26 protein-coding genes are annotated in these 24,071 nt (G+C 46.9%); 13 read left to right on the top strand and 13 right to left on the bottom strand.

Features of this window, described 5'->3' with window-relative positions; genetic code table 11:
• Positions 1-168: 168 nt before the first annotated feature.
• The 5 genes from BLS69_RS21490 to BLS69_RS21470 all read left to right on the top strand — a co-directional run bounded on the left by BLS69_RS21490 (position 169) and on the right by BLS69_RS21470 (position 4,618).
• Positions 169-1,713 carry an FAD-dependent oxidoreductase gene (locus BLS69_RS21490; protein ID WP_091036028.1) on the top strand — a complete coding sequence of 515 codons (1,545 nt, stop codon included), beginning with the start codon at positions 169-171 and terminating at the stop codon, positions 1,711-1,713.
• Positions 1,714-2,009: 296 nt separating this feature from the next.
• The gene (locus BLS69_RS21485) at positions 2,010-2,339 is read left to right on the top strand and encodes a PadR family transcriptional regulator (protein WP_091036026.1); all 330 of its coding nucleotides are present in this window, start codon (positions 2,010-2,012) and stop codon (positions 2,337-2,339) included.
• On the top strand, positions 2,332-2,925 hold the full coding sequence (locus BLS69_RS21480; protein ID WP_091036024.1) for an HAAS signaling domain-containing protein: 594 nt from the start codon (positions 2,332-2,334) through the stop codon (positions 2,923-2,925). Before BLS69_RS21485 ends, BLS69_RS21480 begins: the two co-directional genes overlap by 8 nt.
• Positions 2,922-3,821, top strand: coding sequence for a DUF4097 family beta strand repeat-containing protein (locus tag BLS69_RS21475; protein WP_091036021.1), 900 nt, complete (start codon positions 2,922-2,924; stop codon positions 3,819-3,821). The genes BLS69_RS21480 and BLS69_RS21475 overlap by 4 nt, the downstream gene beginning before the upstream one ends.
• 77 nt (positions 3,822-3,898) lie before the next feature.
• Positions 3,899-4,618: a 3-ketoacyl-ACP reductase gene (locus BLS69_RS21470; RefSeq protein ID WP_091036019.1), complete on the top strand. Its 720-nt coding sequence runs from the start codon at positions 3,899-3,901 to the stop codon at positions 4,616-4,618.
• A 291-nt stretch (positions 4,619-4,909) separates the two neighbouring features.
• Here BLS69_RS21470 and BLS69_RS21465 read toward each other — a convergent pair whose 3' ends face one another.
• Together BLS69_RS21465 and BLS69_RS21460 are read right to left on the bottom strand one after the other, a co-directional pair.
• Entirely contained in the window at positions 4,910-5,449 is a 540-nt protein-coding gene (locus BLS69_RS21465; RefSeq protein ID WP_017691808.1) for a helix-turn-helix domain-containing protein, read from the bottom strand.
• Positions 5,450-5,516: 67 nt separating this feature from the next.
• Entirely contained in the window at positions 5,517-5,882 is a 366-nt protein-coding gene (locus BLS69_RS21460; protein ID WP_091036017.1) for a glyoxalase superfamily protein, read from the bottom strand.
• Positions 5,883-6,109: 227 nt separating this feature from the next.
• Between BLS69_RS21460 and BLS69_RS21455 the strand changes: the two genes are divergently transcribed.
• The 5 genes from BLS69_RS21455 (at position 6,110) to BLS69_RS21435 (ending at position 10,472) form a co-directional block, all read left to right on the top strand.
• Entirely contained in the window at positions 6,110-6,787 is a 678-nt protein-coding gene (locus BLS69_RS21455; RefSeq protein WP_091036016.1) for an alpha/beta hydrolase, read from the top strand.
• Positions 6,784-7,554: a DODA-type extradiol aromatic ring-opening family dioxygenase gene (locus BLS69_RS21450; protein ID WP_091036014.1), complete on the top strand. Its 771-nt coding sequence runs from the start codon at positions 6,784-6,786 to the stop codon at positions 7,552-7,554. Before BLS69_RS21455 ends, BLS69_RS21450 begins: the two co-directional genes overlap by 4 nt.
• A gap of 421 nt (positions 7,555-7,975) precedes the next feature.
• Entirely contained in the window at positions 7,976-8,572 is a 597-nt protein-coding gene (locus BLS69_RS21445) for an SMI1/KNR4 family protein (RefSeq protein WP_091036011.1), read from the top strand.
• A gap of 143 nt (positions 8,573-8,715) precedes the next feature.
• On the top strand, positions 8,716-9,717 hold the full coding sequence (locus BLS69_RS21440) for a cation diffusion facilitator family transporter (protein WP_091036009.1): 1,002 nt from the start codon (positions 8,716-8,718) through the stop codon (positions 9,715-9,717).
• A gap of 254 nt (positions 9,718-9,971) precedes the next feature.
• Positions 9,972-10,472, top strand: a complete 501-nt coding sequence (locus BLS69_RS21435) for a hypothetical protein (protein ID WP_017691802.1) — start codon at positions 9,972-9,974, stop codon at positions 10,470-10,472.
• 334 nt (positions 10,473-10,806) lie between these two features.
• Here BLS69_RS21435 and BLS69_RS21430 read toward each other — a convergent pair whose 3' ends face one another.
• From BLS69_RS21430 to BLS69_RS21415, 4 genes are read right to left on the bottom strand one after another with little or no spacing between them, the layout of a single operon-like run.
• Complete coding sequence (locus tag BLS69_RS21430; RefSeq protein WP_091036006.1) at positions 10,807-11,880, bottom strand: ABC transporter substrate-binding protein; 1,074 nt, start codon at positions 11,878-11,880, stop codon at positions 10,807-10,809.
• On the bottom strand, positions 11,877-12,686 hold the full coding sequence (locus tag BLS69_RS21425; protein WP_062836831.1) for an ABC transporter permease: 810 nt from the start codon (positions 12,684-12,686) through the stop codon (positions 11,877-11,879). Before BLS69_RS21425 ends, BLS69_RS21430 begins: the two co-directional genes overlap by 4 nt.
• On the bottom strand, positions 12,661-13,494 hold the full coding sequence (locus tag BLS69_RS21420; protein ID WP_017691799.1) for an ABC transporter permease: 834 nt from the start codon (positions 13,492-13,494) through the stop codon (positions 12,661-12,663). Before BLS69_RS21420 ends, BLS69_RS21425 begins: the two co-directional genes overlap by 26 nt.
• A complete protein-coding gene (locus BLS69_RS21415) occupies positions 13,484-14,593 on the bottom strand; it encodes an ABC transporter ATP-binding protein (RefSeq protein WP_062836830.1) in 1,110 nt (369 codons plus the stop codon). Before BLS69_RS21415 ends, BLS69_RS21420 begins: the two co-directional genes overlap by 11 nt.
• A 255-nt stretch (positions 14,594-14,848) precedes the next feature.
• Here BLS69_RS21415 and BLS69_RS21410 point away from each other — a divergent pair, with 255 nt between their 5' ends.
• On the top strand, positions 14,849-16,207 hold the full coding sequence (locus BLS69_RS21410; protein ID WP_091036004.1) for an MFS transporter: 1,359 nt from the start codon (positions 14,849-14,851) through the stop codon (positions 16,205-16,207).
• Between the two features lie 210 nt (positions 16,208-16,417).
• Here BLS69_RS21410 and BLS69_RS21405 read toward each other — a convergent pair whose 3' ends face one another.
• The 3 genes from BLS69_RS21405 to BLS69_RS21395 form a co-directional block, all read right to left on the bottom strand.
• Positions 16,418-16,885: an NUDIX hydrolase gene (locus tag BLS69_RS21405; RefSeq protein ID WP_091036001.1), complete on the bottom strand. Its 468-nt coding sequence runs from the start codon at positions 16,883-16,885 to the stop codon at positions 16,418-16,420.
• A gap of 155 nt (positions 16,886-17,040) precedes the next feature.
• Positions 17,041-18,252, bottom strand: a complete 1,212-nt coding sequence (locus BLS69_RS21400) for a nitric oxide synthase oxygenase (RefSeq protein WP_091035998.1) — start codon at positions 18,250-18,252, stop codon at positions 17,041-17,043.
• Positions 18,253-18,379: 127 nt separating this feature from the next.
• Complete coding sequence (locus tag BLS69_RS21395) at positions 18,380-18,859, bottom strand: Dps family protein (protein ID WP_176872922.1); 480 nt, start codon at positions 18,857-18,859, stop codon at positions 18,380-18,382.
• A gap of 360 nt (positions 18,860-19,219) precedes the next feature.
• Here BLS69_RS21395 and BLS69_RS21390 point away from each other — a divergent pair, with 360 nt between their 5' ends.
• Complete coding sequence (locus tag BLS69_RS21390) at positions 19,220-19,582, top strand: cupin (protein WP_091035996.1); 363 nt, start codon at positions 19,220-19,222, stop codon at positions 19,580-19,582.
• Between the two features lie 59 nt (positions 19,583-19,641).
• Here the strand turns inward: BLS69_RS21390 and BLS69_RS21385 are convergent, their stop codons facing one another.
• On the bottom strand, positions 19,642-20,379 hold the full coding sequence (locus BLS69_RS21385) for an HAD family hydrolase (RefSeq protein ID WP_091035993.1): 738 nt from the start codon (positions 20,377-20,379) through the stop codon (positions 19,642-19,644).
• A gap of 223 nt (positions 20,380-20,602) precedes the next feature.
• Here BLS69_RS21385 and BLS69_RS21380 point away from each other — a divergent pair, with 223 nt between their 5' ends.
• Entirely contained in the window at positions 20,603-20,788 is a 186-nt protein-coding gene (locus BLS69_RS21380; protein ID WP_091035991.1) for a hypothetical protein, read from the top strand.
• A 293-nt stretch (positions 20,789-21,081) separates the two neighbouring features.
• Here the strand turns inward: BLS69_RS21380 and BLS69_RS21375 are convergent, their stop codons facing one another.
• From BLS69_RS21375 to BLS69_RS21370, 3 genes are all read right to left on the bottom strand, one after another.
• Positions 21,082-22,821 (bottom strand): adenine deaminase C-terminal domain-containing protein, encoded by a 1,740-nt coding sequence (locus tag BLS69_RS21375; RefSeq protein WP_091035989.1) that lies wholly within the window; start codon positions 22,819-22,821, stop codon positions 21,082-21,084.
• Positions 22,796-22,939: a hypothetical protein gene (locus BLS69_RS32220; protein ID WP_176872920.1), complete on the bottom strand. Its 144-nt coding sequence runs from the start codon at positions 22,937-22,939 to the stop codon at positions 22,796-22,798. Before BLS69_RS32220 ends, BLS69_RS21375 begins: the two co-directional genes overlap by 26 nt.
• Before the next feature lie 68 nt (positions 22,940-23,007).
• Positions 23,008-24,066: an ABC transporter ATP-binding protein gene (locus BLS69_RS21370; RefSeq protein ID WP_091035987.1), complete on the bottom strand. Its 1,059-nt coding sequence runs from the start codon at positions 24,064-24,066 to the stop codon at positions 23,008-23,010.
• Between the last annotated feature and the right edge of the window lie 5 nt (positions 24,067-24,071).

The raw sequence follows: 24,071 nt of genomic DNA, 5'->3' as shown, positions 1-24,071 counted from the left end.
CAAAAAAAACAGAGGTTCTGCGCAGGAAATTGTGAACATCCCCCTCGGCAAAATCTGAACAACACCGTTTTTTCCTGGCATAGTCTGGCAATCATGAATAAGAGTACAACGATGTGCGCTGAACGACAACCGCATCAACCGAATGAAGATGATTAAGGAGGAAGACAAATGAGCGACAATCAGCAGCCCAAAACGGGTCTGCCCCCGGTCCCCGAATCACTGTGGCGTGCTACGCATGAATTCGATAGCTATCCAAAACTGACCGAAGATATCACCGCTGATGTAGCGATTATTGGAGCCGGTATTGCAGGCATTACTACAGCCTATCTGCTCGCGCAGACGGGTATGCGTGTAGTCGTGCTGGAGGCTGGAAAAGTGTTGGATGGCACGACCGGTCATACCACTGCCAAGGTATCTACACAACACGGCGTCATATTTGATGAAATTATGCATCACTTCGGACAAGAACAGGCTCGGATGTACTATGAAGGCAATGCCGATGCTGCCAAGTGGATGCGCAATCTGGTGAAGGAAAAACAGATTGATTGCCAGTGGGCAGAGGAAGATGCCTACGTCTATATTCAATCAGAGGAAAACATTAAAAAACTGGAGATCGAGCTGACCGCCTATGGCAAACTCAATATCCCTGGTGAGTGGGTAGATCCACTCCCTATTCCAGTTCCTGCCAGAGCGGGTATCCGCATGCCGGGTCAGGCACGCTTTGATCCGCTGGCCTACCTGCATTACTTGCTCGATTCCGCTGTGAAACAAGGGGTACAGATCTACGAGCATACGACAGTTACGGATGTAGAGGAAGACGCTTCACTACATGTCAGAACTTATGGAGATGGCCCATCCGTAACAGCGGAACATGTTGTCGTGGCTTCTCATTTTCCCGTCTATGATCCCGGGTTTTATTTCACACGATTACACGCCGAACGATCCTACGCTGTATTAGTCGAACCGGAGAAACCCTATGCGGGCGGCATGTACATCTCGGACGATACACCGTACCGCTCCTTGCGTACCGTCTTACATGACGGTAAGGAACTTATCCTCTTTGGCGGCGAAAATCACAAAACCGGACAAGGCATCTGCACCTTCGGTCATTATGAACGCCTGGAGCAGTTCGCAGCGGAGACATTTGGCATCCGCAACATTCCTTTCCGCTGGTCAGCCCAGGATCTGATCTCCATCGACAAGGTGCCTTACATTGGACCGATTACCGGAAGACATGAACGTGTCTATGTGGCGACCGGGTTTGCCAAATGGGGAATGACAACTGGCACGATGGCAGGACACCTTCTTGCGGATCGCATCACTGGACGTGACAATCCTCATGCTGCCATATTCGATCCGGCAAGATTCAAAGCTGATCCTGGCATGAAACATTTTATTGTGGAAAATGTGAATGTAGCCAAGGAATTAATCTCCGGTAAAGTAGGTATTGTGCACAAAAACGTTAGTGATATTGGCGAAGACGAAGGAGCCGTCGTTCGTCATAATGGCAAACGTGCTGGCGCCTACAAGGACACCAGTGGCAAGCTGTTTCTGGTGGATACCACCTGTACTCATCTGGGGTGCGAAGTCGAATGGAACGAGGGCGAGCGTTCGTGGGATTGCCCATGCCATGGTTCCCGCTTCGATTATGCAGGCCATGTCATTGAGGGCCCTGCTGTGGAAGACCTTAAAGTTCTGGATGCACAAGGATAACCGACATTTAGCGATTAACCTGTAAACCAAAGAAACAAAAGTTCATCTCACAGACCGGATCGGAATCCGCCTCCAGACGGAAGTAACCGATCCGGTTTTTGCGTATGCTGAATTATAGCTAAACAGACAGCTTCAGCTAAGCATCAGTATTAAACGAACTTATTATCGATCAATCGTGATACGGAACTATTTTAAAATCACTACCTTGCATTAAACAGTACTGGATGCTATGATGACTTCACCACTACTGAACAATATACAATAGCTATAAATGAAGCTACGAAGGAGGAACCTGTGTGAATGTGAACATCCAGTTCAAAAAAGGAGTATTGGAGCTGTGCGTCCTGGTATTAATTAACCGCCAGGATCGGTATGGCTACGAACTGGCTCAGGCTGTCTCCAAACATATCGAAGTTGCTGAAGGTGCACTGTATCCCTTGCTTCGCCGGCTTGTGAATGACGGTTACTGCACCACCTACCTGCAAGAATCAACTGAAGGCCCGCCGCGCAAGTATTACCGACTGTCCGATACAGGTCGCGACTACATGACGGCACTGACGACAGAATGGAATGAATTTGTGCGCAATGTCGCAAATCTGATTGAGGAAGGAACCCCCAATGAATAGACAACAATTTATGAAAGCCATGGAAGTTCATCTACGGCCGATGGACCCATTCGAACGGGCTGAGTTGCTCGCCGACTATGATCAACATTTCGAGCTTGGACTACGAGAAGGCAGGTTGGAAGAAGAGATCGCTCGGGAACTCGGACAGCCGGAAGAAATCGCCAAGGAAGCACTCGGTGATCGTTATGACATTCATACGCCGGGTTCAGATGCATTCTATGCACCGACGTATCGCGAAATGCGGTCACCCAGAAACAGCACCAGAGCCACTCGCAAATTTTTCACAGCCATCGGCCTGTTATTTCTGAATCTGATTCTTGGCATCCCCCTTGGTCTCATGATGTGGTCGGTATGGCTTGTTATTGCCAGCCTTTCCTTGCTGGTATTGGCTCCTGTAGCAGCGGTTGTGGATTTCTTATTCCTGAGCCAACTCGATAAAGCAGAGATCTTCGTTGCGATTGGCGCTTTCGGTGTCGGCATTTTGTTTGCCATCACATCGAATTATGTCTTTAGAGCCTTCAAAATCGTCACTCTTCAATATATTAGATGGAATAAAAACACGATGAAAGGAGATGTTTCCGCATGAGCACTAAAAAATGGCTTGCGCTTGCCGTGATATGTATCGGAATAGGTTTACTTGGGACATCCATCTATGGCGTTCAGTTCGGGGATGAACGGGAGCATTATTCTAAACGATGGGATTTCAAAGCAGATGAATTGCAGAACATTATCATGAGTGCTAATTTCAGTGCAGATATTGAATTTGTTGTAAGCCCGGATTCGAATGGTTATATCGAAGTGGATGGCAAATGGGACCCTGCTGTAGTCAAAAGCTTCGAACAGGCCACCTTATCCAACGGCACATTCCAACTGGCGCAGACAGAACGTGATCGATTGCAATTTTTCACCTTGTACTGGAATGATCAAGACTCCACAATAACCGTTGCCCTGCCTGAAGGACACCAATTAAATGAGGTTAAGCTGGACTCCTCTTCAAGTGAATGGGATCTGACAGGTCTGAGTGCCAATCAGCTTGAGCTGAATAATACCTCAGGTTCAATACGTCTGGAAAACATCAAGGCGCCCAATATTGAATTGGTTCTAACTTCGGGTGACATTAACGCTTCCATGATTGATGGAGACATGACCGTGAAACAGACATCCGGAAGCTTCACAGCAGATCAGATTGCCGGTCATGTAAACAGTAAGATTAAATCAGGAGATATTGAGATTACTGAATTAAACGGCGCAGCTGATGTTCAATTCACTTCGGGTAGCATTCATATTGAGCAGTCCCATTCCGCCCCGATTAATGCGTCTGGAACATCAGGAGATATTTTCATTCAAGCTGCACCTGATTTTGACGGAATCTACGACGCTAAGGCTACTTCCGGAAGTGTCGATGTACCTGAATCGCCAATGGTAAGCCGGGAAGTGATCAAGGCCCGTACCTCCTCTGGCAGCATCGAGATTACCAAATAGTGATGAAGCAAATTTCCGAACTGTGGGTAATATAGTATAATCAAATGCCAGTCCAATTCTAAGGAGGAATTATCCACATGGAACTTAAAAATAAAACAGCTGTCATCACAGGTGCCGGTAAAGGTATCGGGCGTGCGATCGCTGAAGCCCTTGCCAAAGAAGGTGTGCACCTCGGCCTTATTGCACGTACCGCTTCCGATCTTCAGGCTCTGCAACAGTCACTTAGTCAAGAATACGGTGTGAAAGTAACCAGTGCTGTAGCAGATATCTCGGATCGCACACAGGCGGAAGCCGCTGTAGCAGCCATTGAGATGGAACTTGGTGCGGTGGATATTCTGATCAATAATGCAGGTATCGCAAGCTTCGGCACACTGCTGGATATGGACCCGGAAGAGTGGGAACGCATTCTGCATGTTAACGTTATGGGTACATATTACGTCACACGTGCTATCCTTCCAAGCATGATCAAGGAAAGTAGCGGCAGTATCATCAATATTGCTTCCACTGCAGGTGAACGCGGATTCGCTACAGGTTCGGCATACTGTGCATCCAAATTTGCGCTACTCGGCATGACCGAATCTCTGATGCAGGAAGTGCGCAAGTCCAACATTCGTGTAACAGCACTGACACCAAGCACCGTTAATACGGAGCTTGCGACCAATGCCGGACTGAAAATTGGCGACGAAGATCGCATGATGCAAGCGGAAGATGTAGCTGAACTTGCACTCGCAACACTCAAGCTGTCCGACCGTGTCTTCGTCAAAGCAGCAGGTATCTGGACGACGAATCCACAATAGACAGGTGATTCTGACCTTTCTAACAAACCTCTCGCACCTTATTGTGCTCTTTTGCAGGAAATGAGAAACGTAACGAATCTCTGCGACGTTATTTCGCCAGAAGTCTGTGGAATGTAGCCAAATTACACACACAACAGTGAAATAAAGCGTCTGAGATTCGTTACATCTCAATATCTGCTTAAAATCATCTAATAGGGCTCGCTCAGTTCGTTAGAAAATAAAAGGACGATTCCCATTGTACATGTATGCAGGTTCGCATGTTCATGACTTGGGAGCCGTCCTTTTTTTATTCTATAAATGATCCAGACCCAATTCTTTGGACACTGCAATGAGCACCACCGCAGGCTCCTCACCGATATTGGTCACTTCATGGGGCACGATCGCATTCCAGGTAAACGAATCACCCACTTCAAGAACTTCCACATCTTCGCATTGCTCCGCACGAATCTTGCCCTGCAACACCAGATGGCTTTCCTCCCCGGCATGTTTGCTCACCCCGGTCGAAGCACCTGGCGGTAACTCCACAATGGACATACGCATTGCACCTTTGGCTGTAAGCTGCTGTACTTTGATCTGTCCGCTTCCGGCTGTCGTCTCCTTGCGCTCGTTCTTGCGTACCACATTCATCCGTTGCTCCGGTGTCAGCAGCAAATAGGGAAGTGGCACTTCCAGATAATCCGCAATACTTTCAAGTGTAGCAATGGAAGGTGATGTTTTGTTATTTTCTACGTTGCTGATAAAACCTTTGGACAACCCCGTGCCCTCACACATCTGCATGATCGTAATCTGTTTCTGTTTGCGGATCGTACGAATAGCCAAGCCAATATCCATATTGCGTCCCTCCCCTCCTATTGATCTATTTAAGACACCAGTCGTACGCGTCGCTTCTTCAGGTTATCTATTCGGCGCTTGTCTCAACAAATATAATTCGGTTTCCGAACGGATCTGTCACGGTCATTTCCCTTGATTGCCAAGGTGTTTCCTCTATACCTGGTCTTGCATTTTTGTACTTTTTCTGACGAAGTGCACCATGGAATGTATCCAAGTTATCTGTTTCCACGCGCAAGGCAGCTCCAGGTGTACAATCTCCATGATGTTCGGATAAATGAATCACGATGGAATCGAGTGAAATCTGCATATATAAGGGCATATCTTGCTCAAATCGATGTTCCCAATCCAATTGGAAACCCAGGTATTCAAGGTAGAACTCTCTAGCTTTATTTTCATCAAATATTCTCAAAATAGGCACGATACTTTTTAACATCCTGATCACGTCCTCGGGAATAATATATAAACCATTCGCAGCGGCATTTATTGTAGATACATTCAAGATTTTTAATAAACAACATATATTCATCATACAAAAAAAGTATTGACCCTACAATGAAACCATGATAAATTTTGTTCATAAATAAGAATATTTATTTCATATTGGTGAACTTTATCATTAAAGCGATATATTAACTCATTCCTCATCAGGTGGTGTTTTCAATGAATTCTCCTTATATACATGAAGTCCAATTACCATCTCATTACAATCCAGATCAACGTTATCCTGTGATTTTCGCCTTACATGGCATGGGATCAGATGAACAGGATATGCTTCGTTTAATGAAGCCTATGCAGTCTGATTTTATTATTGTCGCCATCCGTGGGCCTATCGTTCAGAGTAGTGGTTATGCTTATTTTCAGATTAAAAGCATTGGCAACCCCATCCGTGAATTGTATGATGCCTCTGTGCTGGGATTGCAACAGTTGATTGTTGATCTGTCCGCCAAATATGCGATTGATCCCACGCGGCGTTATATCGCCGGATTCAGCCAGGGCGCTATTATGGCAATGACCCTATCGCTGATCATGGGAGATGCCATTAAGGGCATAGTAGCGATGAGTGGGTACATCCCGCAATTTGTGAAAGACGAGTACAAGCTGCAACCCGATTCGGAGCTGTCTGTGTTCATCTCACATGGTGATCAGGATCATCTATTCCCGCTGCAACTGGGCGAAGATAACGCCAATTTCTTCAGTCAACACACCAATCACGTCACATATGTACCTTACAACGGTGGACACCAGGTGACCCCCGATCTATATCAACATTTTCAACACTGGCTTCGGACGGATGCAAATCTGACTACCGAAGACCCGAAAGGACTGAATTCAAAATGATGCCATCTCTGTTTATTGCTCACGGTGCCCCGTCAATTGCACTGGAGGAGAATGTGTACACTGAATTTTTGCAAAAACTAGGACAGGAACTGCCGAAACCCAAAGCAATTGTATTGTTCTCTGCTCACTGGGAATCCACTACTCAGCTTGTATCCTCGGTAGCCAATTACGAAACCATTTATGATTTCGGCGGTTTCCAGCCCGAGCTGTATCAGATCAAGTACCCGGCTCAAGGACAGGCAGAAACCACAGCCGAGGTGGAGCGTTTATTTGCAGAAGCAGGGATCCCGGTACAAACGGATGATGTTCGTGGCCTGGATCACGGCGCCTGGGTTGTTCTACGCCTGCTCTACCCAGATGCGGATATTCCCGTAATTGCCTTGTCCGTGAATCGCTATCTGACAGGTGAGCAGCAATATCAGGTTGGACAAGCGCTCGCTTCCTTACGTGAGCAAGACATTCTCGTGATCGGCAGCGGCGGAACCGTCCACAATCTACGTCGATTGAACTGGGAAAGTAACGGTGTTGACCCGTGGGCATCAGAGTTTGACAACTGGCTGCATGACAAGCTGGTGAGTTGGGATACGGAGTCTCTCTTTTCCTATGATACACTGGCACCTTCAGCTCAAGCCGCCGTGCCTACGCCGGAGCATTTTGTACCACTGTTGCTCGCTATGGGTGCGGGGCATCAGAACAAACAGGCATCGCTCCTGTTCAAAGCCTATCAGTATGGCAACCTGAGTTTGTCCTGCTGGAAGTTTGATTAAAGAGGACTATATAAAACGAACTAAAGTATTTACACTCGCTACTCCGATGACAGAACAACCTTCCGATCGCTGTTATCCCCAGATTTTTTTATTTACTTTATATAAAGGTGAAAATCTGGGGATAAAGGCGAACACTTCGCTTCTTCAGGTTCTTTCTGCCCTCTACGTTTTCGTGTAAAAGATTAGTTTTATTTATATAGTAGATAAATAATTAGCGTGAGTTACAGGGAATGCCCCTGTTGCTCACGCTTTATTTGTTGTTACCGTCCTTGAATAATGAGACCATTGTAGTATGTAAGCAAGGACTCCGGTTTCTTGTGTGCTTTTCCGGATTATATCTATAATATGAGGTGAAATCAGGCACAGTTTGCTCGCATATCACTCACTATATTATCTGAATAGCTCATACGGAGGGAATTGGATGCCAGAACAGCGTATATATGAATTGATGGATGAACTGGATATGTTGCTGGAGGAGAAGGTACAAGATGAGGAAAACCGGGAGCTGCTCACCGCATATCGCGAGTTTGAAGGCGTGACGGATGAGCAGCTCGACGCATTCGAGCAGGAACACGGTATTCGATTACCTGCTGATTTTCGTGCGTTTTATAAACGTAAAAATGGGAGCGGTTATGCCTTTCACGTCTTGTATCCAAGCCTCGAGGAAGGACGAGAGTCCGAGCCATTTTACCTGTTATCCCTGGAAAAGATTCAAAAGGAGCAGTCCACGCTGGTGGAGAACCGCATGGATGATTATTTTACCGAAGAAGAGATCCGTGAGCTTGATCCTCGAATCAAACCCTACCTTTTTCAAAAGAAATGGGTTACGTTTGGCAAGCTTGGAGGCGGGTCGCTGTATCTGATGTTCGACTTTGATCCGACAGAGCAAGGAACATATGGACAGATTATTATGTACGTACATGATCCGGATTTTGTATATTATGTCGCTGGGACGTTTACGGAACTTTTGGAACAGTCTAACCGGAATTTACGTGCCTTGGAAGCCATTGAGTACTGAAATGCGCATGATGATATGACCTTTTTTGCATAATGCTGGGATATGTCAAAGCGGTTATAATAACATTTAGTGGAAATGCACATGCTGTATAGATAAACTGCCTTTTCTACACCTAATACATTGATCTGGGAGGAACATACGAAGTGGCTGAACAACCAAAGTCTGAGAGCTTTATGTCTCTCGTCAAAAAAGGAAACACATCCTCCGCCGTAGCGATGGCAGGTAATGCCGTACTTGCTGTGTGCAAAGGAGGAGCCTTCCTATTCAGTGGCAGTGGTGCCATGTTCGCTTCGGCGATGCATTCACTCGCTGATGCCATTAACCAAGGGTTTGTCTTTGTCGGAAGTGTGTTGTCCGAGAAAAAACCTACACGCCGCTTCCCGACCGGATTCGGACGGGTCATCAACATTTTCTGTATGATCGCCGTTATTGTCGTGACGATTATGGCCTATGAGACCATTCATGAGGGGATTCACCTGCTCCAGCATCCTGTTGGTCATACCGGCGGTCTCTGGATTAACATCGGAGTGCTTGTTCTGAACATTGTCATTGACGGGGCCATCCTGATCAAAGCCATGAAGGAAATCCTCAAAGAAGCACGCGCACCCAAAGCCGCCGGATTTGCCTTGGTCCCTGCTGCCATCAAAAATGTAGGCCGTGCTGCGCCACCAACCCGTCTCGTATTCTATGAAGATGTTGTAGCAGTACTCGGTGCGACACTCGCCTTGATCTCCGTTGTAGTCATTGCATTAACCAATTTTGCATTGCTCGATGGCATTGTGACAACGATTATTGGATGTCTGATGATCGCTGTAGCCTTCCGTGTCGGTTACGATAATATGATCGGATTGATTGGTGTTGCGGCTCCACAGGATATTGAGGACAAAGTGTCCCAAACCATTCTCGCAGATACACATGTTGCTGACATTCAGATGATGCGTATTATTCAGGAAGGCCGTTATTATCATGTGGAAGGTCTCATTGAGTTGACCAAAGGACTCAGCCTAGCTGATGCGGATGACATCAAGTTCCGTATTCAGGAGAAACTGATGACGAACCCCGATATCGCCGACGCTGCCATCTCCATTATTGAGGATGACGGTGTGAACAGCTGGGGCAAGAAACATTCGGATGTGGTGAAATAACAAGCTTCGCTTTTGATAAAAAGAATGACAGAACCCACTCTTCAACAGAGTGGGTTTTTAGCATGTTCAACTATACACTCATCTACAGAGAGGTAGTTGCCCAAAATGCTTACCTAGACTTTGGTCTAGGTCCACTTTAACTCCAAAGACGGAGGATAGACTTTTCCATTTCATGCTATGCTGTGAATAACGAAAGTAATTGCTCTACATACAACCGTTCGGAAATTGATCTTGTATTAAGAAGGAGAGATATTATGGCTAAACGTACGATCCTTGCGCCTGTTCTCATTTTGCTGGGCGTGTACCTGATTCTGAACCAGGGAGGTTCACTCGGTCCGGGTACGATCTTTGCGACTTTCTGGCCCACGTTGTTCGTGATTCCACTCGGACTGTTCTTCCACTGGCTCTACTTCTCCATGATTGGCAGAGGGGTTGGACTACTGGTTCCCGGTGGGTTGTTACTCACTGTTGGTATCGTCTGTCAGATCGCTATGCTGTTTAACAACTGGGGTACGATGTGGCCGGGCTTCATTCTGGCTGTAGCTGTTGGTTTGTTCGAATTGTATTGGTTCGGTGGTCGGAACAAATGGTTGCTGATCCCCATCAACATTCTAACGGTTATCTCCCTGCTGTTCTTTGCCGTGATGTCGATTGGTACGATGCTGAGCAGCTTGAGCTTTATCCAACCGTTTGTGGCGATTGTGCTGATTATGGGTGGGGCTTGGATCATGGTGGGTCGCAAAAAGCGCATGTAGTGTCATTCATATAAGATGAATAAGGTACGGGTTCACACTGAGCCACTCCACGTGCAGAATAATCTTTCGATCGCTGTTATCCCCGGATTTTTTGATTCCCCTTTTACAATGGGAAAATCCGGTGATAAAGGCGAACGCTCCGCTTCTATAGCTTATTTCTGCCCGCTCCGTTAACGTGTGCCCTGTAATGTTCATTTTATATGGCACTTCAAGCGTTTTTGCTCTGAAGTAGGTAATAAAAAAGGGTTGCTGCTCGTCATTCAAATGAAATGACGAGCAGCAACCCTTTTTGTTTTTTTTCAAATCTAACGAACTGTGCACACGTTATTGGCGGTTATTTGCTGTGCATTTTAAACTCCAGGAACAGGTCGTTATAATGCGAGAGCATTTTTTTACCCAGATTATCGTAGACCTCCAGCTTACCTGTCAGTGTCTCGTCTGGATAGAAGCGTTCATCCTCCGAGATGTCCTCTGGCAGCAGCTTAAGGGCCTCAGCGTTTGGTGTGGAATATCCCACATACTCGGCATTGCGAGCCGCATGGTCTGGGTCCAGCATGAAGTTGATAAACTGGTGTGCCCCTTCAATATTACTCGCTGTTTTGGGAATAACCATGTTATCGAACCAGAGGTTTGATCCCTCTTCTGGCACCATGTAATCCAGCTTGTCGTTCTCATCCATAATCTCGGATGCATCCCCGGACCATACAAGTCCAACTGCCGCTTCCTCGTTCGCAAGCAGCATCTTGATCTCGTCACCCACAATTGCTCTGACGTTTGGTGTCAATGTAGACAGCTTCTTCAGCGCTTCTTGCAAATGGTCTTCGTTGGTATCATTCAGAGAATACCCGAGACTGTTCAATCCCATCCCAATGACTTCGCGTGCGCCATCAAGGAGCAGGATTTGGTTTTTCAGACGCGGGTCCCACAGGTCGTTCCAGCTATCAAACGTCAATCCATCCACCAGTTCGGGATTGAACACAACCCCCACTGTTCCCCAGAAATAAGGGATCGAGTACTTGTTGCCTTCGTCAAAGGACAAGTCCAAGAACCGCGGATCGATGTTGCTCAGGTTAGTCAATTTGCTGTGATCAATTGGAACGAGCAGGTCTTCCTCTTTCATTTTGCTAATCGCATATTCAGAAGGAATCGCCACATCAAACGTAGTACCGCCCTGCTCAATCTTGGTCAGCATCGCTTCATTGGAATCAAACGTCTGATAGATGACCTTAATGCCTGTCTCATCCTCAAATTCCTTGAGCAGATCCGGGTCGATATAATCGCCCCAGTTATAGATGGTCAGCGTGTTGCCGCCAGAATACCCCTGACTCTTGTTCAGATACGAAGCCAGGATCATCAGGGCAAAGGCGGCCACAAAAACAAGCGCAAATGTCCGTACCAGTTGCTTCATGGTCGCAGCCCCTTTCCTCCTGGAGGTATCCGTGTTGCACGGCGGTTAATGAAGTAATATCCAACCACCAGCAGCACCGTGAGCAGGAACAACAGGGTAGACAAAGCATTGATGGACAAGGAAACACCCTGCCTTGCTCTGGAGTATATCTCTACCGAGAGTGTGGAGTATCCATTACCCGTGACAAAGAATGTTACCGCAAAATCATCGAGCGAGTACGTCAATGCCATGAAGAATCCGGCAAAAATACCCGGTTTCACGTATGGCAGCACCACACGCGTCAGAATCTGCCATGAACCAGCGCCCAGATCACGTGCTGCATCCATCAGTGTTGGACTCATCTCCTGCAGCTTCGGCAGTACCATGATCACAACGATCGGTACACTGAATGCGATATGAGACAGCAGGACCGAAGTGAAGCCAAGTTTGATACCAATCATGGTAAACAGGATCAGGAACGATGCACCAATGATGACATCCGGACTAACGATGAGCACGTTATTGAGAGACAGCAGCGTATTCTTGGTCCGTTTGCGACGCACATGGTAGATCGCCAGTGCTCCTGCTACACCAAGGATCGTTGAGATCGCTGATGACAGGAGCGCAATGATAAATGTATTCAGCACAATGATGAGTAGCCGAGTATCGGCGAACACCTCTCTGTACCATTCAAGCGTGAATCCTTCGAAGCTGCGCATGTGACCGCCGCTGTTGAAGGAGTAGAAGATCAGATACGCAATCGGTGCGTACAATATGGCGAATACAACGGCCAGATAGACGTTAGACAGCTTTCCGTTTCTTCCCATTACGCACCTCCTTCTTGCCTGATCCAGTCAGGAACATAATAATCGCCATCGCAATAATCAAAAAGACGGCAATCGTTGAACCCATCCCCCAGTCCTGGGTGACGAGAAAATGCTGTTCAATCGCTGTTCCCAGCGTAATTACACGGTTCCCCGCAATAAGGCGGGTAATCATGAACAGAGACAGTGCTGGAATAAATACAGCCTGACAGCCTGATTTCACACCGCTAATCGTCAGCGGAAAGATAACCCGGCGGAAGGTCAGCCAAGATGAGGCACCCAGATCCCGCGCCGCGTAGATCAACGATGGATTCATCTCTTCCAACGCATTGAAGATCGGCAGGATCATGAATGGAATGAAGATGTACACCGAGACAAAGATAAAACTGAAATCGGTGAACAAAATCTGCTGTGTGCCAATACCCACGACTTCAAGCAGGGAGTTGGTCAAACCGTACGTTCCGAACAAGCCGATAAAGGCGTACGCTTTTAACAAAAGATTGATCCAGCTTGGCAGAATGATCAGCAGCAACCACAGCTGCTTGTGCTTCGTCCGGGTCAGCATATACGCCGTTGGATACGAGATAAGCAGCGAGAACGCCGTAATCAGAAATGCATACCAGAACGAACTGAGCGTCATCTGCAAGTACACCGGCGTAAAGAAGCGGGCGTAGTTGCCAAACGTGAAGTTACCCTCCACATCGAAGAATGAATAATAGATGACCAGCAGAACCGGCGCCACAACAAACAACACCATCCATAGTACATATGGAATCAGATACGCATTGCGTGTGCTGGCCTTAGTCTGCATGAGCGGCCTCTTGATAGGCTTCGAGTCGTTTGTCGAACTCTTCTTCGGTCTCGTTAAAGCGCATAACGTGTACAGCTTCCGGGTCAAAATAGAGCCCTATCCGCGCGCCGACAACAGCTTTCTTGGTTGAATGAACAAGCCACTCATTGCCCGCATCGTCGTACGTGGATATTTCGTAATGCACTCCGCGGAATAACTGGGAGTCCACATTGACCTTCAGCTTACCTTGTTCTTCGGTTGTAATCTCAAGATCCTCTGGGCGAATGACAATCTCTACCGGCTCGTCCGGCTGGAGACCCTGATCGACACACTCGTGCTGTGCGCCAGCGAATTCCACCACAAAGTCCTGCTTCATTTTGCCCGATACAATGTTCGATTCCCCGATAAAGTCTGCCACAAAGCGGTTAATCGGCTCATCATAGATATCATTCGGTGTACCGCTCTGTTGGATCACGCCGCCATTCAGGACAAAGATCTCGTCGGACATCGCCAAGGCTTCTTCCTGATCATGTGTAACAAAGATAAACGTGATGCCCAGTCGCTGCTGCAGCTCCCTTAATTCATACTGCATTTCGGTCCGCAGCTTCAGATCGAGTGCTGAGAGCGGCTCGTCCAGCAGCAGAATTTCAGGTTCGTTCACAATGGCGCGTGCAATCGCAACACGTTGTCGTTGTCCACCAGACATTTCGCCAATTTCACGGTTCTCATAACCGGACAGATTGACGAATTTGAGGGCTTCCAACACTTTGCTGCGAATTTCAGCCGTTTTCATCTTTTTGATCCGCAAGCCAAAAGCTACGTTCTCAAATACATTCAAATGTGGAAATAACGCATAATCCTGAAATACGGTATTCACTTGCCGCTGGTGGGCAGGCACTCGGTTGATGAGCGCACCATTAAAATAAATACTGCCCTGTGTCGGCTCCGCAAAACCGGCAATCAACCGCAATATCGTTGTTTTCCCGCAGCCCGATGGGCCAAGAAGCGTATAAAATTTACCCCGCTCAATCTCAAAGCTGACTGCCTTCAATACGGCTTCATCCTGATCGTATTGCTGAGTCACCGCTTCAAAGCGGATAATCGGTTGTTGTTCTGACATGCTTCACATCGCCCCCTTATACTTGAGGTACCTCTTAATTCTGTACACTTTCATTCATGCATCCTTATAGATAACCCATCTATTATATATGATTCAGGTATATCCGCAATGGTTTTGATGTAAACGCCGCATGTCATTTCTTCTTATTGTTTAAAATTCTGCATACATTACAGGTAATCTCGATAATACGTACCCATATGGAGTAAATGAAGGATTTTTAGGATTCCATTTTATGTGTGAGAGGAGTCTTGGCTCTTGGATATTCGTCGTAACCTGCCTTTGCTGATGACCATTTGTTTCCTCAGTCAGATGGGCGGATTCATGATCCTGCCCCTGTTTCCTTTGTTTATTGAGGAATTCGGCCTGTCCGGCTGGATGATGGGGGGTATTTTTGCACTCTTTTATGTGGGGAAAGTGATTGGCGGTGTTCCTGCTGCGGCAATTTATAGAAAGCTCGGAGGGAAAAATGCGCTCATCCTGATGCTGATCCTGCTCGCTGTCTGTATGGGCGGCTTCGCATTTTCTTCTGCTGCGGTATTATTCGGCCTGCTCCGACTGCTGCAAGGACTCGCTTCCACCGGCCTTACCGTGGTCGTGCGTTCCATCATCGGAGATGGGGGTAATGTAGACAACCGCGGCCTGTACAATGGATATATCAGCAGCAGTGAGGGCGGCGGTATGGTACTTGGCCCAGTCATTAGTGGCTGGCTCGCATTGCATTGGCCCTTGTCGGTGCCTTTTTTACTCGTTACCGTGTGTTGTCTGATGGCCGTGGTCGCTGCGATGGGGATGAAGACGACGGCACCAGCTAGAGCTACTCATGAGTCTGGGAGTACGTTAATTGATCATCTAATAGAAGATCCTTCTGCGACGGTGAGACAAGAACCTCTGGACAACTTAACAAATTCAGTGCTCTCCACGGATGAAGTTGTTGTAGATTCCACCACAAGTGACTCCCACCCTAATACTACTGTATCGACTGAACTTCCTTTATCTTCATCACGGTCTGATGCAAAGCATACTCAAGATTTGTCTACAAGGCTCACACAGCGGCAACAACTACTTGGCTACGGTACGGTGCATTTTCTGGAGATGAGTGCCTATGCGGTGTTTCTCACCTACTTCGCACTGTATGCAGCTCACATCATGCATTGGGACCCCTTTGCAACCAGTCTCGCCTTCACAGTATCCGGGATTTCTACGCTTGCCGCTGCTCCCTTTGTTGGTTATCTCTCTGACCGGTTAGGCGATCGTCTGTTACTCTGTATGCTCGGCATGTTTCTCATTGGAATCGAAGTTGCTGTATTTTTAAGCACGTCCTCCCATCTATGGGTCTACGTTGGCATGTTGATTGGCGGGGTGGGCGGAGCATGTTACATGGATTCGTTCTTTGCTCATATTGGTGATCATATCCCGGACGAGAGTCGAAGTTCTGTCATAGGCAAAATTGTCTCAGCTGCCGAGATCGGCTCCATCGTATCTCCACTGGTTGCTGCGTTGCTTATGGAAGTTGGATCGCTTTACTCCGTGTTTGTGTTCAATCTGGTGTTGATTGCTGTTGCCATTGTAGTTCAGGCCGCGATGCGAAGTCGGTATAAGACAAGACGGGTGTAAAAGCAAAAGGGAGATGTCCCACAAGTCACGAACATGACGGAGGACATCCCTCTTTGGCATACTTTTTTTCTAACGAACTGCACAAGTGTTATTTGCTTCAATTTCTACTTCGTTAAATTACAATTCCACAAATAATCCGCCCTATAAGAAGCGCTCGGTTCGTTAGCTCTACAACTCGTGAGAGAAACCATTTCGGTGGCAACCTCTCGATTATACTTTTCCCAATAATGTTGCTATATGCTCTGCATTTTCTTGGATTTTTCTTTTTAAGTAAGGGTCGGTCCTTTCAGGCAATTCCGTTGGTTTGAAAAATTCCGCTTCAAAGACTTCAACCCCATCTGGCTTCAGTTCTCCCTCATACTCCGTGCAAATATAACCAATGACCACATTGTAGTATTCATGCCCATTTCTTAATTTCGTGTATAACTCTTTTCCTGAGAAGACGCCATACAGATGAAGTTTCTTGATCTCTATCCCAATCTCTTCTCTGACCTCTCGCATTGCAGACTCTTCCACCGATTCGCCGAGCTCCATATTTCCACCCGGTACTCCCCACGTATCATCCAGATGTCGAACCAATAGAATCTCACCTGTCTTGTTCAAGATCAATATACTCGGTCTCACCAAAATAACAGGAGCATTGCCAACCATTCCTCGCAACGTTTCAATATAACCCATGGATTGTTCCCTCCCCTATGTGAAGTCAAAGTCATGGCTTCATTATAGGTGTGTTATATATTTCCATATAGAGAAAGAATCTTTTCATTTTTTTCCTATTTTAAAGCCCTTCGTTTGATAAAAAAGGATCACAAAAAATAACCCGCCTGCACAATTTAATGTGCAAACGGGCATTTCATTGGTGCATCTCCGGCCTGTGGCTGGGGATTCTCTACCTGTGCATTCTGCTGCTCGCTCCTTCTCGGCTCTGCGGCAGATGCCACACCATCTTTCAGGGTATACGCCTGATCCTGATGGAAAAAGTTCGGCTTCACGATCTCATTACGATAGGAGCTGTGGAAAATATGCGTTGTCGCCGGAGATACCGGCGGAATCAGCCACACCCAATCCCCGGTCAGCTCACGTCCAGCCTTCTCTTCCCGCTGTTCAAACATAGCAAATTGCGCTGCCGCCGTGTGGTGATCCACAATGCTCACGCCTGCTTTTTTGAACGAATGCAGCACAGCCACATTCAGCTCCACCAACGCACGATCCTTCCACAATGTCGTTTCACTCGACGTATTCAATCCAAATGCTGCGGCCACCGCAGGCAGCATATTATACCTGAACGTATCCGCCAGATTACGGGCGCCGATCTCTGTACCCATATACCAACCATTGAATGGCGCTGCTGGATAAGATATGCCGCCAATCTCCAGTCGCATATCGGCGATCATCGGCACACCATACCAACGCATACCCAGCTCAGCAATCTTCTTCTGCTCCGGGTGTTCAATCATCACTTCCACAATCTCTTCTTCGGGTACAACAAACCACTCTGGGGCTTGTCCTTGTGCCTGAATAATGAGCGGTAACACATCATATGAGCTACCTGTCCCCTGCCAGCCAAGTGACATCGCCGCCTTGGTCAGCTCCACCGAAGCAGGATCTCCAATAATGCCTTGCTCTGTCTCATATCCTGCATAACGAATGAGCTGATGATTCCAGAGCCGTACCGGAGTTCCTTCCGGTCCATCCGGTGGAAGAATGGTAATCATCGGGATCACTTTGCCACCGTTGGACGCTATATGGATATGATTCAACACAGCATCCGCTGCCGTTCCTGCCGTATCGGCATGACGGGCATCCACGATCCGAAGTTTGTCCCAGAACAGCCGTCCGATGCAGCGATTACTGTTCCGCCAGGCCATTTTGCACCCCTGCTCCAATTCTTCTGTGGTATGCACATAGGTACCCGTTGCTTCGATCTCTCCCATAACGGCAACAAGCCGGGCCTGCGCGTCTTCACGCGAATGACCCAGCTCTTCATAACATGTATATATAAACCGTTCAGCTTCTTCCTGCAATTGTTCCAGGTCTGACCGCATCGTTCATTCCACCATTCTGTACATCTTGAATGCCATCATTATACGGCAAGCGCACCGGATTTGTAAGCGAACGGACAGTTTGTTCACGGACTCTACATATCGTTGTCAGGATGTAGGGTGACTTTTCTTATTTGCCCAGAAATGCGTTTAACATCCAGACCTCTTTATCCAGTGCAGCAGTGAATCCAATCAGCATATCTTCCGTTGCGTTATCCTCTGCTTCTCCCGCTTCGTGAATGCCTTGATGAATCACTTCCACCATTGTACGCAGATCAGTAATCACCGACTCTACCATACGCTCAGCAGACAACTGGCCTTGTGCCTCTTCAATTGGAGACAGACGTAACTGTTCACCCATCGTAGCTACCGGACGTCCACCAATAGCCAGCAAACGTTCTGCAACTTCGTCCATATTTGCCGTAGCCAAGTTGTACAGCTCTTCGAATTTGGCATGTAGTGTGAAGAAATGAGGTCCTTGAACATACCAGTGGAAGTTATGCAGTTTCGTGTACAGTACAGACCAGCCTGCGATCTGACGGTTCAGAACCTCTTGAAGTGCTGTGGCGTTGTTGGCAAAAGTGTTGTTTCTAGTTTGGATTGTGCTCATGGAATTTATCCCCTCTCGAATATAAAAATAGAATTTGAATTTTATGATGGATTGCTTTGGTTTGCTTCTTTTAATTTAGACTTAATCTAAATCTTGTTTTAATTATAACACTGCATATCCTGTTTGGGAAGGCTTTTGCACTGTCTTGAAAATGAAGATTCCATGAAGCAGAGCTTCATAGAAACGTTGGCACAGACAATTAACAAAATGATGAATGTAAGCAAATTGTTCCTAAACGATTGGAGCTATGATAGACTCATCTGATTGGATTATCCATAAATTAGTGGAATAGTGTGATACCCATCATAAGGATAGTTACCATTATAGGAAGTTAACTTAGTCACTATTGCGGAGGTAAACATGAGGATATTTCAATTTAAACAAGAGTCAGGAAAAAAGATAACCAAATTTGATTCTAATTTTGTAATGTCACGTATTACGCAAACTAACAAAGCAGCTCATATCGGATGTATGCATTTAGCTGAAGGTGGAGTAGTAGGTTATCACCAAGCTGTGGTTCCTCAACTCCTTTTGATCGTAAGTGGAGAGGGTTGGGTTAGAGGTGAAGCAAATGAATACATCAAGGTTCGTTGTGGCGAAGCGGTTCTCTGGGATAAACATGAATGGCACGAAACTAAAACAGAAACTGGACTCATGGCAATTGTAATTGAAAGCGAAGAGTTAGACACTTCATTATTGACGCCTTTAGAAGTTATTGTATAAAAAAAAGCAGACCTGCACCTAAGACGGTAAAAGGACTGCTCCTTTAAACATAAATCTCCTTAAACTCGGACAGGTTCAAATGTCAGAATAGAACTGATTTCCTCATAGCTACGTGCTACAAAATGAGGTTGATGATCAGATTCCGGCGCTGCATCCCGATGGTTGAACCAGATAACTGTCCAGCCCGCATCCACTGCACCTACCACATCATTACGCCACGAGTCTCCGATGTAATAGCTGGAACGAGCATCTGTCCCGGACTGCTTACTCACATATTCAAACAACCTGCGATCCGGCTTCGCATAACCAGTCATACCGGAGATGAAGATCAGATGCTCGTCCACGAGACTAAGCACATCCAGTGCTTCAAGCTTGCGCCGCTGATGTTCTCCTTCTCCATTGGTGATTAGACCAACAGTATGGCCTTCTGCCTGAAGCTTTCTGATCAGCTCATACGCTCCTTCAAAAGGCACAATCTCGAACTGTCTGCTCAGATACTTTGCTTGCAGTTTTTCAGCCTGTCCCAGTTGTAGGGGAAGTCCAAATTCCTCCATCGTCATCTCAAACCTACGACGGCGCATTCGCTCTACTGCATCCGGTTCTGGTACAGCGGACAGATCTTCTTGTGCAGACAGCCAGTCACTGTAATAACGAAAGCGGTGATACGCCTCAGCATAAGGAAAATCATCCGGCAGGCCGAGAACGTCCTGCAACGCGCCACGAAGCGGCTGCAATTGATCATATAAGGTGTCATCCACGTCGAAAAATATGGTTTTAGCATTATTTATTTCATTCATAATGGTTGTCTATCCTCCTGCTTTTGCGTTCAAACATTCTCTTCTTACTATATATGTATTCAATTGTCCCGTCCAAACAATGAAACATCGTACTATAGACGATCAGATCTTTGCATATGAGCGAAGCCTACACAAACAGGTATATAAGCAATTGTCTTGTTCCAGTTAATGGAATATAATATATTAAAGAACCTATTAATGATTAAAAAGGTGGGATGAATATATGGATATTTCAGAAAAGAAATGTACTGATTGTGGAGGGACGTCTTTCGTACAAGCAACGGATTTCATCAATCTTCGTCCAATGGATAAGAAATTGGCGCTTGGCTCGGAAAGAGTATTCACGGTTTGTTTGGATTGCGGAGAGGTTGTTTCAATTAAAGTGAAAAACCCGGAGAAATTATTATAATTTGACGATGAAGCAATTTGTATAAGAGCTATAAACATAGCCCAATGAAAATCGCTAAATTAGCGATTTTTTTATTTTATGAGGGCAAATTCTTCTCGCGGGTCAAATAAGGATAGGCGAAATCGAGCGGGTAGCTTTTGAAAGAAAGCTGGTGGCTCTTTTATATAAAAAGAACACCCCCCTTCCACAACATAAATCGTAGTGAACTGAGGTGCCCTTCTTTTTCTAATCCAAATTTACTCCACTATCAAACGATCTAATTGGAGGTACACCACAGAATGTGTGTATTCTAATTAAATTACTAACGATACAACCTTACCTGCATTCACATCAATCAGGCCATGGTCCGTAATCTTCAGCGCCGGACTTACCGCAAGGGAGTGAGTACTGATCGACATGATCGGGTTGTAATGTACATATCCAAGAGACAACATCGCTGCTCTCAGTTCCTTCACTTGATGGGACACCACTGCAAGTGGTTCTTCCGTCAAAATGCCACCTACGGGAAGTTCCAGATGGGACAGCACCTTACCGTCTTCCACCACACAGAAGCCACCTTGGCTTGAAATTACCGTGTTAGCTGCGATTATCATATCTTCACGATTACGTCCTACAACCAGCAGGTTGTGATTGTCGTGTGAATATGTCGTTGCAATGGCGCCACGCTTGATGGTGTCTCCACCAATCAGACCATGTGCACGATTGCCGTTCACACCATAACGTTCAAAGGTCGCGATTTGCGCATATCCGCTTTCTTCCCATAACAATTCACCATCCGAAGACTGAACCGGTGCAATATGTTCTTCTACAAAAGTAGAACCATCCTTGACCATCATGACACGGCATTGATACTCACCTTCACCAGCGAAATCAACACCTGATCCGCTGACTTTTGGGTCTGACAACTGAATTGCAAAATCTGCTACGCCCAACTTCTCCAACTGTACACTCTTATAGAAGTGAGGTGGGAACTGCCCGGTTATGCGTTCCTGCTTATACGGTTCGTAATCGTCATAAGCTTTGCGGCCGTTTTTGTACACCTGATCAATAGCGAGCTCCTCCAGGTTGGATACCAACACATAATCGGCCACTTTGCCTGGGGCTACGCTGCCACGATCGGTCATTTTCATTCGGGAAGCAGGGGTAGATGTTGCGGCGTAGATCGCATCTTCCGGACGCATCCCCATCTGAATTGCTTTACGTACAATATGATTCAGATGACCATGCTCCACCAGTGAATCCGGCATCACATCATCTGTTACAAAGCAGAAGTGCTGTGCCACATCATGTTGAATCAGGTACTCCATGACTTCCGGTGTCATTGATTTCTCCTGAATTTCAATAAACATACCTGCCGCAATCCGCGCCTGCAATCCCTCAATGCTCTGATGAGTATGGTCAGAATCGATACCTGCGTAGATCAGTCGATGCAGATCGAGTCCAAGCAGTTTCGGTGTATGACCTTCGATCACCAGATCGGGATAGTTTTTGCGGATATGCTGTAAAATCTGGTTTGTCTTACACTCCGGATCACGGATGACATCGACATAGTTCATGATCTCGCCCAGACAAATGATCTCGCCAGTGGCGAGCAACACGTCCATATCTTCGATTTCAATCGAACCACCTGTTGTCTCCATCGGGGTTGCCGGAACGGAACTTGGGATCGCATAGAACATGTCCACCGTCGTCTCCCGACTCGCAGCCATCATCTCCTGCACACCTTCCAGCCCAAACACATTCGCCATCTCATGCGGTTCAGCTACAATGGACGTTACTCCACAGCCAATCAGACCATGGGAGAAGGTTTCCGGTGTCACCATTGTACTTTCGATATGCAGATGGATATCGATCAAGCCAGGAATCATGTATCTTCCCCGCGCATCAATGACCTCGTCTGCCTGAATCATCTCCGGTCCGCCGGGTCCAACATACAGGAATCTGCCGTCCAATACAGCGACGTTGTTCATTTCAAACCGTTTATAATAACTGTTATACACATGTACATTAACAATCAGTTGATCTGCACGCATGGGGCATAATCTCCTTCTTCACAAGCATTTCACCGAGATCCGAACTGGACAATGAACCTGCACTTTGATTTGCTGTACTGCACATGACCTGCGCACCACTGCCATCGTCCGGAATCATCGCATGAGTTGCCTTCTTTACTGCTCTTATTACTTCAAGCTACTTCAAGCTATTCCAACCATTCACGGCTACTCCACCAGTACAAGCTTGTCCTGTGGGAAAATCAGGCTAACACGTTGCCCACTAAGGTACGGTGTTTCCATCTCCTGATTGGCTGTAAAGTCACCCAGTTCCGTCTCAATTACATACTGATAACTGCGTCCCAGATACGTGCTGACCTTGATAATCCCTGGCAAGGCATTCACCACATCCGCAGAAGTATCTCCACTAACGATCAGATCATCCGGGCGAATCGCACCTTTGCGAGCACCGGGACGTGCTGTTCCAGGATGCGCTGTTGCCGTAAACGTGCGGCCACCTGCATGCAATGTGATGAGTTCACCTGCATCAGTGCGATCCTCAAATTCAATGAAATTATGGAACCCGATAAATCGTGCGACAAACTCCGTTGCCGGATATTTAAAAATCGTTTCCGGGCGGTCGAGCTGCTCGACCAAGCCTTTGTTCATAATCGCTACCTGATCCGAGATCGAGAAGCACTCTTCCTGGTCATGAGAGACATACAGCGTCGTAATGCCCAGCTCTTGCTGAATACGGCGAATCTCCACCCGCATGTTGAGGCGCAGGTTGGCATCCAGGTTACTGAGTGGTTCGTCGAACAAGAGCAGGTCCGGCTCAATGACCAATGCGCGGGCAATCGCCACACGCTGACGCTGTCCACCGGACAGTTCTTGTGGAAAACGTTTCTCAAATCCATTCAGGTTAACGACTTCCAGGATTCGCATTACACGGGAAGAGATATCCTTGTCTTTTACTTTACGCATCCGCAGGCCAAAGGCGACGTTGTCATAGACAGACAGATGCGGGAATAACGCATAACTCTGAAATACAAATCCGAAGTTCCGCTTGTTCGCCGGAACCTTCGTGTAATCCTTGCCGCCGAACATAAACTTGCCCTGTGATGCTTCCAGAAATCCGGCGATGAGGCGCAGCGTAGTTGTTTTGCCGCAACCGCTCGGTCCGAGCAGGGAGAGCAGTTTACCTTTTTCCAGCTCCAACTGAAAATCCTTCAGGATTGTCTGCTTATCGTATGCCACGGATACGTGGTCTAATGTCAGCAATGCCATAGCGT

The organism is Paenibacillus sp. CF095, from assembly GCF_900101225.1.
In the GTDB taxonomy this organism is placed as follows: domain Bacteria; phylum Bacillota; class Bacilli; order Paenibacillales; family Paenibacillaceae; genus Paenibacillus.
The sequence above is the reverse complement of the archived record's forward strand: the minus strand, read 5'-3'. Positions and strand labels throughout refer to the sequence as shown.